This is a genomic window from Paraburkholderia sp. IMGN_8, assembly GCF_038050405.1.
Classification (GTDB): domain Bacteria; phylum Pseudomonadota; class Gammaproteobacteria; order Burkholderiales; family Burkholderiaceae; genus Paraburkholderia.
In genome coordinates this window covers 4,487,519-4,500,955 of the sequence record NZ_CP150900.1, presented here as the reverse complement: position 1 = coordinate 4,500,955, position 13,437 = coordinate 4,487,519, and the positions used below count along the sequence as shown (strand labels likewise).

Below are 13,437 nucleotides of genomic sequence, written 5' to 3'. Positions count from 1 at the left end.
GAAAGGGACCTGCTATGAAGTTGCTCAAACCTCTACTGGCGCTGGCTTGCGCATTGGCATCGGTGGCAGCGTCGTCTGTCGCCATTGCCGCCGATACATCGACGCTGCGTTTCGGACTCGAAGCGCAGTACCCGCCGTTCGAATCGAAAGGGCCGAACGGTGAGCTGCAAGGCCTCGATATCGATGTCGGTAATGCCGTCTGCGCCGCCGCGCATATGACGTGTAAATGGGTCGAAACTTCGTTCGACGGTTTGATTCCCGCATTGCAGGGCCGCAAGTTCGACGCCATCAATTCGGCCATGAACGCGACCGAGCAGCGCCGTCAGGCAATCGATTTCACCACCGTCGTGTATCGCGTGCCGACGCAACTGATCGCGAAGCGCGACAGCGGTCTGCTGCCGACCCCCGAATCGTTGAAGGGCAAACGCGTTGGCGTGTTGCAGGCGTCGATTCAGGAGACGTTCGCGAAGGCGCATTGGGAAGCGGCGGGCGTCACCGTCGTGCCGTATCAGGATCAGAACCAGGTCTATACGGATCTCGTCGCGGGTCGTTTGGACGCGACGCTGGTTCTGGCGCCGGCAGGAGAGACGGGTTTTCTGTCGAAGCCTAACGGCAAGGATTACGCCTTCGTCGGCCAGCCGGTGCGCGACGACAAGATCCTCGGCAGCGGTATTGCATACGGCATTCGCAAGGGCGATACCGCGCTGCGCGATCAGTTGAATGCGGCGATCGCGAAGGTGCAGGCCGATGGCACGGTGAAGACGCTGGCGGCGAAGTATCTTGGGAATATCGACATAACGCCGAAGTAACTCGTCTGGACATCAGATGCGCTGTGCCGCCGAAGTCCGTTAGCTTGCTTGTTGGCGGCGTCTTTGACGGCTACGATACGTGGGCGTCGCCGCAGCGAGGCTGACGCGAAAATCGGAGAGCGCATAGATGAGCGAGACGACGGAATCGGCAACGACAGCTAAGCGTGCTGCTGCACCGAAGTTCTGGCGAGATGACGCGTTGCCATTCATCGAGGCGCGTTCCATTGAGGACGGCCGCCAGGTCTGCTACGCCAAACACTCACATGAAACGTTCTCGATCGGCGCTGTGACCGGCGGGCGCAGTGTGTATCTGAATCGCAACGCGCGCGAGTGGGTCGGCGCCGGTGCGGTTGTCTTGATGAACCCGGACGACGTGCACGCGTGTAATCCGATTGCCGACGAACGCTGGTCGTATCGGATGCTGCATGTCGATGTCGCGTGGCTTACCGGTCTGCAACATGACTTGGGTTTCAGCGACAACCACGCGTTCCGCGCTTTCTCGCAAACCATGACGACGGCGCCTGCGTTGTATAACGGGTTGAACTGTTTGCACGCGATTCTCGTCGACGACGAGGCCGAGACCTTGCGCAAGGAAAGCGCTGCGGTCACATTCTTTTCTGAAGTACAGCAGAGCCTCAATCCGGCACCCTTGCCGGATGACGATGCCAGCCGCCAACTCACGCGCGCCGCTGAATTTATTGCCGAAAACTGCACGCGTCCGCTGAAGCTGGAGGAGGTCTGCAAGGCAGCCGATCTTTCCGCCTCGCATCTGATCCGCGCGTTCAAAAAGCGCTACGGCATGACGCCGCATGCATATCTGATCAATCGGCGCATCCAGTACAGCCGTGCGCAACTCAGGCAAGGCCGTCTGATTGCGGACGTCGCACTCGATGCCGGCTTTGCCGACCAAGCGCATTTGCAGCGGACCTTCAAGCGACTGGTTGCGGCGACGCCGGGGCAGTATCGCAGTTGAAGCAAACGGCGCGCGTGGAGGTGCGTTCTGCTGTGCGTGTCACGCTATTAGCAGACACAGCGCGCTAGTGGCGAGCAAAGCCGCCATTACACGATTGAATAGCCTCACGCGCTTCGGTTCCTGCAAGTATCGACGCAGGAACGTACCGGCATACGCCCAGCTGGCAATCGACACATAGCAAATCACGAAGTACACGACGGTGAACTGCCAGACGAGCCTGCCGTCGCCGTCGGCTGCGTAGGCGCCCATGCCGGCCAGCGACGCGAGCCATGCTTTCGGATTGAGCCATTGCATGGCGGCGCCATATGCGAAGGACGGGCCTCGGGTGGGCTTGTCAGCGCCGAGCTTGCCGTCGTCGGCGGCGAGTTTGTAGGCCATGTAAAGCAGGAAGCCGACGCCGGCCCATCGGACGACTGTGATCAGGTTGGGGAAATGAGCGAGCAGTTCACGTAGACCCAGGCCGATGAGCAGAAGTAGCAGCGTGAAGCCGACGGTCGCCCCGGTGACATGCCGCATGCTCGCGGCGAGTCCGTGCTGGGCGCCGGCGCTGAGCGCAACGACATTGACTGGGCCGGGTGAGATCGACGAGGCCAACGCAAAGGCGGCCATGGAGAGTAATACGGTCATCTGATGCCTCGACAAGTGGGTGCGCAGGATTTGCGACGGCCAACGGTATCGGGCGACAGGGTGGGGTGTATTGAAGGAAATTGCTCTTCAACTGATGGGGAAGGGCAGGTGGCGCTTGCTCGCGAGCCGTGAGTGACCTGGCTCCTGTGGCGCAAAATTGGGTGTCAGCCTTATCGGCGCATCAGTGACGCGTTTCCACAGCGTCGCAGTATTTCTTGAATTTCTTGCCGCTGCCAGACGAGCACGGCTCATTGAGGCCGATCTTGGGTTCGGTGCGTTGGATCGTGGTGGCGAGCTTCTGCTAGTGGACGGCTCGGCGGCGGGGAATCAAGTAGTCGATGCTGCGTGAGTACCCGCGCAACTGCCAATCTGTCTGATACCAATCATCCTTCGGTTTCCCAAGAATTGCTCGTGGAATTGGTGCATTTGACTTGGCGCGCGAACCTACCCGCGAGCGGCTCGGTTTCGATTCAGCGCAAGCGAGTCGAGCGCGGCACGCCACTTGCCGCCCGACCTCTGAACGTCCTCCATCACATCCGTGCGGTCATCGCCATGTGACAGTCCAAGCAAGTGTTGTCATTTCGGAATGACCGGCCTCGTGCCTGTTCTCCTGAGAGGACTCGACTGTCAATTCGGCGACTCTGCGGCTTTGCACAGCGCTGCTCGGTCCGGCTCCGTGAACCGTGTCTCTAGCGCGTCGTCCTTGCTTGCTCGAAGCATTGCTGCGACCAGCAGACCAAGGCACGCGCCAAAGGATCCCCCCACTCCAAAGCCAAGTAAGAATTCCATCGTTTTCCCCCGTTGCAATTGATTGCAGGATAGAAACCAACCGTTCATTCGCTGTCGGTGAGGGGCGCGCGCTCGAAATAACGCACCCTGCGCAGCACTATCCTGATACCCCGAGCGCATCACACCATCCTCACCCATGTCGACCGCGATCACGCCGCGCTGATAGCGCTCGCGGTTCCAGCCTTTCAATCGTCGCGCTTGACGCGAGAGACTAAGTGACAAAGATCACGTTGAGGACGCGAGACGTATTTTCGTTTCCCGTCCTGCGAGAAATGCGAATGACGCGTTACCAACCTTGTGACGCGTTTATCCAGAGCGTCATCGAACGGGTTTGTTGCGTCTGTGGTCCGACGCGGCGATAAGAAACGGATTGCTGAGCCGCCATGACGGCAGCCGGCGTGTATGGACATGGTTCTCCCCCGGTTCGCGCATTGCCTTTTTACTGCTTGTGCTGCTGTATTGAATTTGCTCGATGCAGCGTCTTGATGGTCTGTAGCATGCCGACGCAAATAGCGGGCCACCCCCCGATTTCCCAAGGCGAGCATTTGAGGCAGGGGCGACGGCAGTTTCTCCAAAGCTCCATGCCGGCACAAACGGTTTCAATCCTGTAACGCTCCTGAGCGGAAGCGGCGGTACCAACCCGGTCGACTTCGGTGCTATGACAGGCCGGTTTTTGCCGCAGCTGGCGAGTGAGAGCGGTGTTCATCCGCGTCATGGATGTACGCGCCGAAAACGTCGCAAAAATGAGAAGGTGCACCGCCGCGAGCGCTGATTTCCTGATCTGGCGCATGAAGACGGGTAGCTGTCGCCGGTGTTTATCAGATGGCCAGATTGAGTTGGCACCGGCGACGCTACCGGGCGTTGGGGACATTGCGTTGATGGTTACAGGGGGCCGAGCTCGCAAAAGCATCCGCGTAACGGTCGCGTGGCTTCAGTCATAGCGTAGTTTCATCGCGAGGATGCACACCGCGAGCGCAAGCGTGACGGCGTTCGCCACGATCACCGGCCGGTTGCCGGTCAGTACGCCGTAGGCGAGCCAGAGCGCGATGCCCGTGACGAACACCGCATACATGCCGAACGACACACCCTTGGCGGACCGGGTGCGCCAGGTCAGGACCACCTGGGGCACGAACGCGGCCGTGGTGCAGATCGCGGCGAGATAGCCGATCGGCTGGGTCAGCAGTTTGAAAAGCGGGGCCATGTCGCAAGAATGAGGACGGCGCGGGCGCACGAGTGCGCGGCCGCGCCGGATTGCGTGACGATCCGGTCGTGGGAACCGGCTTTCGTCGTGCTTAGAACGAGTGACGCATGCCGACGCGAACGACGGTCTGCGTCGGCGTGGCCGACGACGTGCTGCTCGTGAAGTCGCCGATCGTCGCCGTGGCGTCGACCTGATTGCCGTAGCGGTCGAGCGTCTTGCCGGTGGCGTGCGTGTAGCCGCCGATCAGGTACAACTGCGTCGCCTTCGACAACGAGTAGAACGCGCCTGCGCCGACGGTGTGGTACGCCGGCGCCGATGCGCCGTCGATCTTGCCGCCGCGTGTGTAGTTGTAGCCCACCGCGACGCGCAGGAAAGGCGTGAAGTTGTATTCCGCGTTCGCGCCGACCGCATTGAACGTCTCCTTATGCGTGAACAGGGAGTCGCCGTCAGGCGTGTATTGCGTATTGCCGTAGTTCAAGCCGAAGCGCGCGTTGCCGACCTTGTAAGTCGCGTCCGCCGCGATGATCTGCAGGTCCCTCGCGGAGGCGAAACCCTCGGTCACCGACGAGCCGAACGAGCCGTCGTACGCGCTGTCCCACGTGCTGGTACTGGAACGGCTGGCGTTGTTGGTCGCATTGAGGTAGGCCATGCCGACGGCGAACGGGCCGTAGGTGTAGCTGCCGCCCAGGCTCCACAAGCTGCCGGACCTCACGCTGCCCGCATGGTTGCCGAAGCCGTACATCGCGCCGAACTGCATGCCGTTCCAGGTCGGCGTGCGATACAGAATCGCGTTGTTGACGCGCGACTGGTTGTCTTCGTTGTCGAGATCGCCCGGGTGGGCGGTCACGCCGGTCGTAAACGAGCCCGGACCGATCGACGCCACGTACATCACGATCGGGTCGTACTGGCGGCCGAGCGTGAGCGTGCCGTACTGCGCGCTCGACAGGCCCATGTAGGCCTGGCGGCCAAACAGGCGGTCGCCCGACCAGCCCTGACCGGTGCCGATGTTGAAACCGCTTTCGACCTGGAAGATCGCCGACAGGCCGCCGCCGAGATCCTCGCTACCCTTGAGGCCCCAGCGAGGACCGGACCACGTGCCGCTGACGAAGCCGTAGAACGGCTTGTTCTGATAGACGGCCGGGCGACCGGCCTTGCCAGCGGTGACGAGGACGCGCTGGCCGCTCGTGTAGCCGAGGCCGGCGTCAACCACACCGTACAGCGTGACGCTGCTCTGAGCATGGGCGGCGCCGAACGCACCGAGCGCGAGCAATGCGAAGCATGACTTTTTCATCGTTTCTTTAACTCCCGATTCCCTTTGTCGTTCATGGAGGAAAACCTGCGGCGCGCAGCCATCGATGCGGCTGCACCCCGGCAGTGCGCTCCCCGTGCGTGCGGATATGCACACGTGTGCAGTCTTTCGCCAGAAAAAGGGGGCGAAAAAGCGATCGCCCCCACATCGTTCACGGCATTCTTCAGTCAAAACTGAACACGTGTGCACAACAGCTGTAAAAATTGGGGGCGGTTTGCCCCCTTTCTGCGACCTGTCGGCGTGACGCCGTCAGGTGATCCGGTTCCGGAACGGTTCGCAGTCTCACGTCAGTCGATGAAGCGTGTGTGACAGGAACGAAGAAATCTTCGATGAATCGTATTCCTCATCACATTGACCTTGGGGAAACAGCGTGAAAACACGGGAATTCCGGGGCATGCGCCGGTTGCGATGTGGCGGATCGATCCACTTGCGGAGGATGCCGTTGGATAGCCGCGTGATCGCCCGTCAACAGGCATGGCTGCCGGGACGTTGCCCGGGTACTGGGGAGGATGTGGAAAAAATCTGGCGCACTATCACAAATCTTTCACGGAACGCCCGAATAATGCCCGCTATGAACACGTGTGCACATCGGTCGATAGCGATGCCGAGTGTGCCGGGACAATCTCGACATGGTTGAAGGGACAGGGGAAATGAGCAAATCGACGAAGCGGGTTTTCAAGCGCGGCCTGATGGTTGCCGCGCTGGCGTTCGCAGGCCACGCACTGGCTGCGGACTACACGATCTCGGTGGTGGCTGGCGGCTCGGGTCCGAACGACACTTATCGTACCGACGCGATCGAAATAGCCGCCGACGTGCTGATGAAGCAGGCCGTCGCGAAGGGCGAGCATCTGAAGATCACGGTGAAAAAGCGCAGCTATTCCGACTGGGACAGCTTCAAGCAGGCAGTCACGCTGTCGGCCGAATCGGGCAACGCGCCGAACATTGTGGTGACTGGCCATGAAGACATCGCACCGTGGTCGCAGTCGGGCATCATCGTGCCGATCGAGGATTACCTCGAGACCTCGGCCCCGTCGATCAAGGGCATCTACCCGAACCTGATGAAGGTTGCCTCGTACAACGGCAAGCTGTATGGCGTGCCGCAGGACGCGGAAGCCCGCACGATGTTCATGTGGAGGAGCAGCCTGCGCGCGATCGGCTATAGCGACAAGCAGATCGATGCGCTTCCGGGCAAGATCAAGTCCGGCGAATACACGCTCTACGACATGCTCGCCGATGCGAAGAAGGCACAGGACAAGGGTCTCGTCGCGCCGGGCTACGGTTTCTATCCGCGTCCGTCGGCCGGCCCTGACTACTGGCAGTACTACGTGAGCTTCGGCGGCCAGATGCAGAATCCGAAGACCGGCAAGCTCGTGTTCGACAAGCAGGCGATCCGCAAGACTTATCAGTTCTTTGCTGACGCAGTGAAGATGGGCGTGACTCGCAAGAACATGATTGGCACGCCGTGGGACCAGTGGTATCACGAAGTGGCGGCCGGCAAGGCGGTGTTCTGGCAGGGCGGCACCTGGCACTATGTGCGCTACACGGGCAAGGAGGGCCTGAAGGATTTCTTCGGTAACGTCGACTACTCGATGATCCCGGCAGGCGACAAGACCGGCAAGGCGAATACCCTCACGCACCCGCTCGTGTATCTGATCACGAAACAGGGCAGCGACAAGCAGAAGGCGATCGAAGCCAGGCTGATCGAAATCGCTTCCGAGCCGCGCATCAATGCGCTGCATGCGCTCAAGTCGGCGCACCTCGGCATCAGCCCGGCGGAGACGAACGTCGAAGCCTACCGCGCCGACCGCTGGTCCACCGAAGCCACGGAGCGACTGATGCCGTACGCGTACGCGATGCCGAACGACAGTGACCTCGGCAATCTTTGGAACATCTACTGGAAGGGTCTTGAGGCCGCATGGACGGGTTCGAAGTCGCCGGAAGAAGCCGCTGCCGACGCCGAGAAGGAAGTGCGTGCCAGCAGTTTCGCCAGCAAGGTCGAAGTCCGGTAATGAGCGTGCTAAATCGGTCGCGCACCCTGGGGCCGGCGATGCTCGCGCCGGCCCTGATTCTCCTGTCGCTCTTCTTCCTGCTGCCGGTCGTGATGACAGCAGTGTTCTCGATGACGGACATGAGCACGGCCACCGGGATTGGCCGCGGGACGTACCAGTTGACTCCCGTGGCCCTGTCCCGCCTGTCGAATGAGTTCAAACAACCTGACCTCGCCACCCGTCTTGGGCAGGCCGGATATAGGGTCGATGCGCACGGCATCGATAGACTCAAGGCCAATGGTGCGCCCAGTGCTTTTGTCGATGCGATTGCCGCACAACTCATGGGCCGCAGCTACGGGCCGCGCGACGATCTCGTGTCCGCGTTGCGCGTGCTTCCGGGGCGGCCGGACGAGGTGTTCGTGCTCAAGCGCGATGCAGACGCGTTCCTGCAGTCAGCGGGCGACGGCAAGTACGACAGTGCTGGCAGCCTGCTCGCTGCGGTGTCCGACGCTGGGCAATTCCTGACGCCCGAACAGCAGCAGGCCGTGGTCAAGGCCAGCTATACAGGCTGGACCCTGTCTGTCGACAACTATGCGCGGATGGTGTCTTCGCCCGGCACCTGGAAAGTGCTCGGCAACACGCTGTTTTACGTGTTCGGTACGCTCAGCCTGTTCAATATCGGCTTTGCGCTCGTGCTCGCGCTTGCAACGCACTACATGCCGGCCCGGCTGGCGGGCGGTCTGCGCGCGATCTGGCTGTTGCCGCGCATTACGCCTTCTGTGCTGTATGTGCTGCTGTGGAAGTGGCTGGCTTGGGACACCGGTTTCATCTCGATGATGATGTCGGCTTTCGGCGTACCGGCGCGCAACTGGATGCTCGATTCCGCCACGAATGCCTGGATATTCGTGTTCCTGATCAATGGTGTGGTGGGCGCCTCGATGGGCATGCTGATCTTTTCATCGGCACTGGCCGCCATTCCCAAGAGCCATTTCTGGGCGAGCGACGTGGACGGTGCGAGCCGCTGGCAGCAGATCCGCTATATCGTGTTGCCGCAACTGCGCTGGCCGCTGCTGTTTGTCACGTGCTACCAGACGTTGTCGCTGCTGACCTCGTTTGAATATATTCTGCTCGCGACCGACGGCGGTCCCGGCGGCTCGACCGAAGTCTGGGCGCTGAGCGCTTTCCACGTCGCGCTGCACAACTATGCGGGCAACCTGCAGTACGGCTATGGCTCAGCACTCGCGATGGTGCTGGTCGGCATCGGCCTCGTGCTGTCCTGCCTCTACCTGAAGCTGTTTGGCTTCACGAAGCTCGTGGTTCGGCCACGCATTGAAATCTAGGAGCCGACGATGAGCAATAAACCATCGAACGTGCTGCTGCTTGTGGTCACCATTCTGCTTGGTTTGGCGAGTGTGCCGCTCGTGCTGATGTATGTGTACCTGCTGGTCGATACATTCACCGACACGCGTGCGGGCGAGTGGCTGCCGCACGCGTTCACGCTCGCGCACTGGCATTTCCTGTGGCAGGACCTGCCGGGCCGTCCAAATATTTGGACAGTTGCGCTGAACACGTTGCTGTTTGCGAGCACGACCACCTTGCTGGTAGTCGTTATCTCGTCGGCGGCAGCCTACACGCTGTCGCGCATGGATATCCCGTTGCGCGGCTTCTTCCTTGGCGGCGTGATGGTGCTGCATGCGTTTCCGACCGTCACGCTGCTGATCGCAACGTTTCTGATCCTGCAGTACATCGGGCTCTATGACACGCTGCCGGGCGTGATTCTCGTCAAGGCTTCGCTCGAACTGCCGTTCGGCATCTGGATTCTCAAGGGTTTCTACGACCAGGTACCTTGGGAAATCGAAATGGCCGCCATCCAGGATGGGGCGAGCCGTTTCCGCGTCTGGCGTGAGATCGTACTGCCGCTGGTGCGGCCGGCGCTGTTGCCGCTCGCGATATTCTCGTTCCTGGCAGGTTGGAGCGAGTATCTGCTGCCGCAGGTGCTGGCACCTGGCAATCATGCCCAGGTGCTGTCCGTCTATCTCGCCGGCCTGATCGCTGACGACAACAACTACGACATGGCCACCTTCAAGGCAGTGGGACTGTTCTACGCTGCGCCGGTCATGATTCTCTTCATCGTATTCCAGAAGCAACTGATGAACATGTATAGCGGGGGGAACAAGGGATGAGTGGCATCCGGATTCTCAATCTCACCAAGCGCTTTGGCGAAACCCTCGTCATCGACAATCTCAACGTCGATATCGCGCAGGGCGAGATGATCGCACTGCTCGGCCCGTCGGGTTGCGGCAAGTCCACCACGCTGTTCGCGGTCAGCGGCATTCATCGCGCCGACGAGGGGCAGATCCTGATCGGCGGACGCGATGTGACGCAGGAACCGCCGCAGACACGCAATGTGGGCGTGACCTTCCAATCCTATGCGCTGTATCCGCACATGACTGTTGAGCAGAACGTCGGCTTTCCGCTAAAGGTGCGCGGCGAACCGCCCCGAGAGATCAAACGCAAGGTGGCCGAGATCGCTGCACTCGTGCGGATCGACTCGCTGCTGCACCGCAAGCCCGCCGAGCTGTCGGGCGGTCAACAGCAGCGCGCGTCGCTCGCGCGGGCGATTATCCGCCGTCCGGATGTGCTGCTGATGGACGAACCACTCGCCAACCTCGACGCGAGCCTGCGCATGGCCATGCGCGCGGAGATCCGCCGCATCCAGCGGGAATCGGGCATCACTGCGATTCTCGTTACGCACGACCAGGTCGAGGCGATGAGCATGTGCGATCGCATCGCAATCATGCAGCATGGCCGGATCGTGCAGGTCGATACGCCGGTACAAATGTATCGCAATCCGCGCACCGAATTCGTGGCCGGCTTTCTCGGCAATCCGCCGATCTCGTTTATCGGCGGCAGTGTGGATGCGCAGCAGTTCGTGAGCGGCGGCGCGCGGATCGCGCTTGGCGGGACGCGCGCGGTGGCGCAGGGTCCCGCGCGCGCCGGGTTGCGTCCCGAGCATGTGACGCTCGTATCCGAGGGCGGGAATCCCGCGACCGTGAGTTTTGTCGAGCATCAGGGGCGCGAGATCCTGTACGACCTGCAATTGGCCAATGGCGACATCATTCGTACGCTGCAATCCGGCGGGGCGGTGCTGAAGGCGGGTGAAGCGGTGCAGTGGCATATCGAAGCGAACGACGTCCTGTTTTTCGATGCACTCGGAGACCGTCTGCATGTCGCGTGAACACGTCCGCCAGGCCATCGCCGCGCTGGCTCGCCCAGAGCCGCTCTGTGTCGCCCATCGTGGCGCAAGTGGCCACCGACTCGAGAATACACTCGAAGCCTTCGCGCTCGCCGCGCACCTGAACGCCGACATGTGGGAGATCGATGTCCATCTCACTGCCGATGGCATCTGCGTGGTGAGTCATGACGCCAATCTGCTCAAGCATGCGGGCGTCGATGTCGAAATCGCGCAATTCACATTCGACGAACTGCGCAAATACAAGCTGAATAACGGCGAGCCCGTGCCGAGCGTGCGCGAAGTGATCGAGCTTGCGCAACGTACCGGGTGCGGCCTGTATGTCGAACTGAAGGCGAAGGGCAGCGGGCCCAAGGTCGTCGCACTGCTCGAGGCCATGCGGTTCGACCGTGCCGTGCTCGGCTCGTTCGATATCGCGCAGGTGGCCGAGCTGGCCGAGGCGGCATGCCCGTATCCGCTGTCGGTGCTGGTGCCGGTCGGGGCGGATCCGTTTGTGCTGGCGGAAGCCGCAGGGGCCGACATGATCCACCTGTGCTGGGAGCGCGCGTCGGATGCGCCGCACGAACTACTGACAGACGAACTGATGGCCGAGGCAGGCAGGCGCGACCTGCCGATCGTCGCCTGGCACGAAGAGCGTGAGCGTGAGATTGCCGCGCTCCGCAAATTGCCGATCCTGGCGATCTGCAGCGATCTGCCGGAAATGATCAGTGGGTACCGCCCGCGCAAGGACAATCCGATCGAGATCGTCTGCCATCGCGGCGCAAATACCGTTGCGCCCGAGAACACGCTGGCCGGTGCGGCACTCGCGTATCGGATGGGCGCGCAGCGGGTCGAGCTCGATGTGCGCACGAGTTCGGACGGGAGGCTGGTCGTGATTCATGACGACACGCTCGCACGCACGACGAACCTTGACGGCCCGGTGGCCAACCGCACCCAGGAAGAACTGACGCACTGCGACGCGGGTTCGTGGTTCCATGCACGCTATGCGGGCGAGGTCGTGAGCGAGCTCGGCGATTACCTCTCCCTTGCGAAGCACCGTGGCGGACTCTTCGTCGAAATCAAGGCGGCGGAAGTGCGCCGGGTCATGGAAGAAGTGGCGGCGCACGATGCATGGACGTACTGCTTTTTCTGGTGCGAAGACAGCGCCGTGATCGACCGGATCCAAGCGGGCTATCCGCAGGCGCGCACGATGCGCCGCCGCCAGGATTTCCCGAGTCTCGACGCGCTGCTGGCAGCCGGAAAGCCGTATGTTATCGAATACGATTACCGTATCGACGATCTGTCGGAGTTCGCACGCGCGCGTGCGGCGGGCGCACGGATCATGGTGCGCTTCTTCTCGGAAGTCCCCGACGATGCCCGGGCGCTGATTGCGCTGAAGCCCGATATGGTGAATATTGACGATCCGTTCGTGTTCAGCCGCGCCTATGATGCCTGGCTGCAGAGCGAAGCGGGCCGGACCGCAGATACGAATACGGGTACGAATACGGATGCTTAAACAGGTAACAGCCCAGGAAGTGGCGGAAGCGGCGGGGGTTTCCCGTTCCGCGGTGTCGCGGACCTTTTCCAATAGCGGCTACGTGTCGGAGGAAACGCGGCGGAAGGTGCTCAAGGCGGCGGATACGCTCGGCTATCGCGTGAACCATCTCGCGCGTGGCCTGAACATGCAGCGTTCCGATCTGGTTGGCCTGGTGGTGGCCGATATCGACAACCCGTTTCGCGCCCTGCAACTGAAGGACCTCAGCGAGGCACTGCTCGAGCAGCAGTTCCGCCCGTTGCTGATCCCGACCGCGGAAGGCCGCGACAGTGCGCAGGTGATCGACATGCTGATGCGCTATGCGGTATCGGGCGTCATCATTACGTCCGATACACCGCCCGCCGAGATCTACCGGAGGTGCATTCACCACGAGGTGCCGGTGGTTCTGATCAACAAGGCGGATCAGCCTCCCATGGTCGACCGCGTGTTGTGCGACAACGCGAAGGGCATCTCACTGCTTGCGGATTTCTTCCGTCAGGCCGACTGCCGGCATGTTGCGGTTGTTGCTGCGGAAGATGGTTCCTACAGCATCCAGACGCGTGAGCGGCTGTTCGTGAAGCAGGCCGCGGCGCTAGGTATGCGGACCTCGCGGGTCCACGTGCCTCGGCATCACTACCAGGGCGGTGGCATGGCGGCACGCGAACTGCTCGAGGCCGAGGCCCTGCCGGATGGCGTGTTCTGTACCAACGATTACCTTGCGCTCGGACTGATCGACCATCTCCGGCAGAAGCTGAGCGCCGCGCGGTTCCGGAAACTGCGCATCGCGGGCTTCGACGACATTCCCCAGGCCAGTTGGCTCGGCTACCAGCTCACCACGGTCCGGCAATCGACGCGCGAGCTGGCGGATGCCGCCGTCGGTCTGCTAAAACGGCGTATCGATCACCCGGAGCGCGACGCGCAGACCGAGACGATCGACGTGCAACTGATCGTGCGCCAGTGACCCACTCTCCGAAC

11 protein-coding genes are annotated in these 13,437 nt (G+C 61.7%); 8 read left to right on the top strand and 3 right to left on the bottom strand.

Features of this window, described 5'->3' with window-relative positions; genetic code table 11:
* Window positions 1-14: 14 nt before the first annotated feature.
* Together WN982_RS20475 and WN982_RS20470 are read left to right on the top strand one after the other, a co-directional pair.
* Complete coding sequence (locus tag WN982_RS20475; protein WP_341313707.1) at window positions 15-809, top strand: ABC transporter substrate-binding protein; 795 nt, start codon at window positions 15-17, stop codon at window positions 807-809.
* A 127-nt stretch (window positions 810-936) separates the two neighbouring features.
* Window positions 937-1,782, top strand: a complete 846-nt coding sequence (locus tag WN982_RS20470) for an AraC family transcriptional regulator (protein WP_341313706.1) — start codon at window positions 937-939, stop codon at window positions 1,780-1,782.
* A 39-nt stretch (window positions 1,783-1,821) separates the two neighbouring features.
* Here WN982_RS20470 and WN982_RS20465 read toward each other — a convergent pair whose 3' ends face one another.
* From WN982_RS20465 to WN982_RS20455, 3 genes are all read right to left on the bottom strand, one after another.
* Window positions 1,822-2,409, bottom strand: a complete 588-nt coding sequence (locus WN982_RS20465) for a LysE family translocator (protein ID WP_341313705.1) — start codon at window positions 2,407-2,409, stop codon at window positions 1,822-1,824.
* Window positions 2,410-4,129: 1,720 nt separating this feature from the next.
* Window positions 4,130-4,399: a SemiSWEET transporter gene (locus WN982_RS20460; protein WP_341313704.1), complete on the bottom strand. Its 270-nt coding sequence runs from the start codon at window positions 4,397-4,399 to the stop codon at window positions 4,130-4,132.
* A 91-nt stretch (window positions 4,400-4,490) separates the two neighbouring features.
* On the bottom strand, window positions 4,491-5,690 hold the full coding sequence (locus tag WN982_RS20455; protein WP_341313703.1) for a porin: 1,200 nt from the start codon (window positions 5,688-5,690) through the stop codon (window positions 4,491-4,493).
* Between the two features lie 668 nt (window positions 5,691-6,358).
* On the opposite strand from WN982_RS20455, the gene WN982_RS20450 reads away from it, so the two are divergent.
* From WN982_RS20450 to WN982_RS20425, 6 genes are read left to right on the top strand one after another with little or no spacing between them, the layout of a single operon-like run.
* Window positions 6,359-7,717 carry an extracellular solute-binding protein gene (locus tag WN982_RS20450; protein ID WP_341313702.1) on the top strand — a complete coding sequence of 453 codons (1,359 nt, stop codon included), beginning with the start codon at window positions 6,359-6,361 and terminating at the stop codon, window positions 7,715-7,717.
* Complete coding sequence (locus tag WN982_RS20445) at window positions 7,717-9,036, top strand: ABC transporter permease subunit (RefSeq protein ID WP_341313701.1); 1,320 nt, start codon at window positions 7,717-7,719, stop codon at window positions 9,034-9,036. Before WN982_RS20450 ends, WN982_RS20445 begins: the two co-directional genes overlap by 1 nt.
* 9 nt (window positions 9,037-9,045) lie before the next feature.
* Window positions 9,046-9,879 (top strand): carbohydrate ABC transporter permease, encoded by an 834-nt coding sequence (locus tag WN982_RS20440; RefSeq protein ID WP_341313700.1) that lies wholly within the window; start codon window positions 9,046-9,048, stop codon window positions 9,877-9,879.
* A complete protein-coding gene (locus tag WN982_RS20435) occupies window positions 9,876-10,934 on the top strand; it encodes an ABC transporter ATP-binding protein (RefSeq protein WP_341313699.1) in 1,059 nt (352 codons plus the stop codon). The genes WN982_RS20440 and WN982_RS20435 overlap by 4 nt, the downstream gene beginning before the upstream one ends.
* Complete coding sequence (locus WN982_RS20430) at window positions 10,924-12,444, top strand: glycerophosphodiester phosphodiesterase family protein (protein WP_341313698.1); 1,521 nt, start codon at window positions 10,924-10,926, stop codon at window positions 12,442-12,444. Before WN982_RS20435 ends, WN982_RS20430 begins: the two co-directional genes overlap by 11 nt.
* A 19-nt stretch (window positions 12,445-12,463) precedes the next feature.
* The gene (locus tag WN982_RS20425) at window positions 12,464-13,423 is read left to right on the top strand and encodes a LacI family DNA-binding transcriptional regulator (RefSeq protein WP_341313697.1); all 960 of its coding nucleotides are present in this window, start codon (window positions 12,464-12,466) and stop codon (window positions 13,421-13,423) included.
* Window positions 13,424-13,437: the final 14 nt, after the last annotated feature.

Bases quoted from the DNA above. Each gene is read 5' to 3' on its own strand.
- WN982_RS20475 (WP_341313707.1), top strand. From the start codon at position 15: ATGAAGTTGCTCAAACCTCTACTGGCGCTGGCTTGCGCATTGGCATCG.
- WN982_RS20470 (WP_341313706.1), top strand. From the start codon at position 937: ATGAGCGAGACGACGGAATCGGCAACGACAGCTAAGCGTGCTGCTGCA.
- WN982_RS20465 (WP_341313705.1), bottom strand. From the start codon at position 2,409: ATGACCGTATTACTCTCCATGGCCGCCTTTGCGTTGGCCTCGTCGATC.
- WN982_RS20460 (WP_341313704.1), bottom strand. From the start codon at position 4,399: ATGGCCCCGCTTTTCAAACTGCTGACCCAGCCGATCGGCTATCTCGCC.
- WN982_RS20455 (WP_341313703.1), bottom strand. From the start codon at position 5,690: ATGAAAAAGTCATGCTTCGCATTGCTCGCGCTCGGTGCGTTCGGCGCC.
- WN982_RS20450 (WP_341313702.1), top strand. From the start codon at position 6,359: ATGAGCAAATCGACGAAGCGGGTTTTCAAGCGCGGCCTGATGGTTGCC.
- WN982_RS20445 (WP_341313701.1), top strand. From the start codon at position 7,717: ATGAGCGTGCTAAATCGGTCGCGCACCCTGGGGCCGGCGATGCTCGCG.
- WN982_RS20440 (WP_341313700.1), top strand. From the start codon at position 9,046: ATGAGCAATAAACCATCGAACGTGCTGCTGCTTGTGGTCACCATTCTG.
- WN982_RS20435 (WP_341313699.1), top strand. From the start codon at position 9,876: ATGAGTGGCATCCGGATTCTCAATCTCACCAAGCGCTTTGGCGAAACC.
- WN982_RS20430 (WP_341313698.1), top strand. From the start codon at position 10,924: ATGTCGCGTGAACACGTCCGCCAGGCCATCGCCGCGCTGGCTCGCCCA.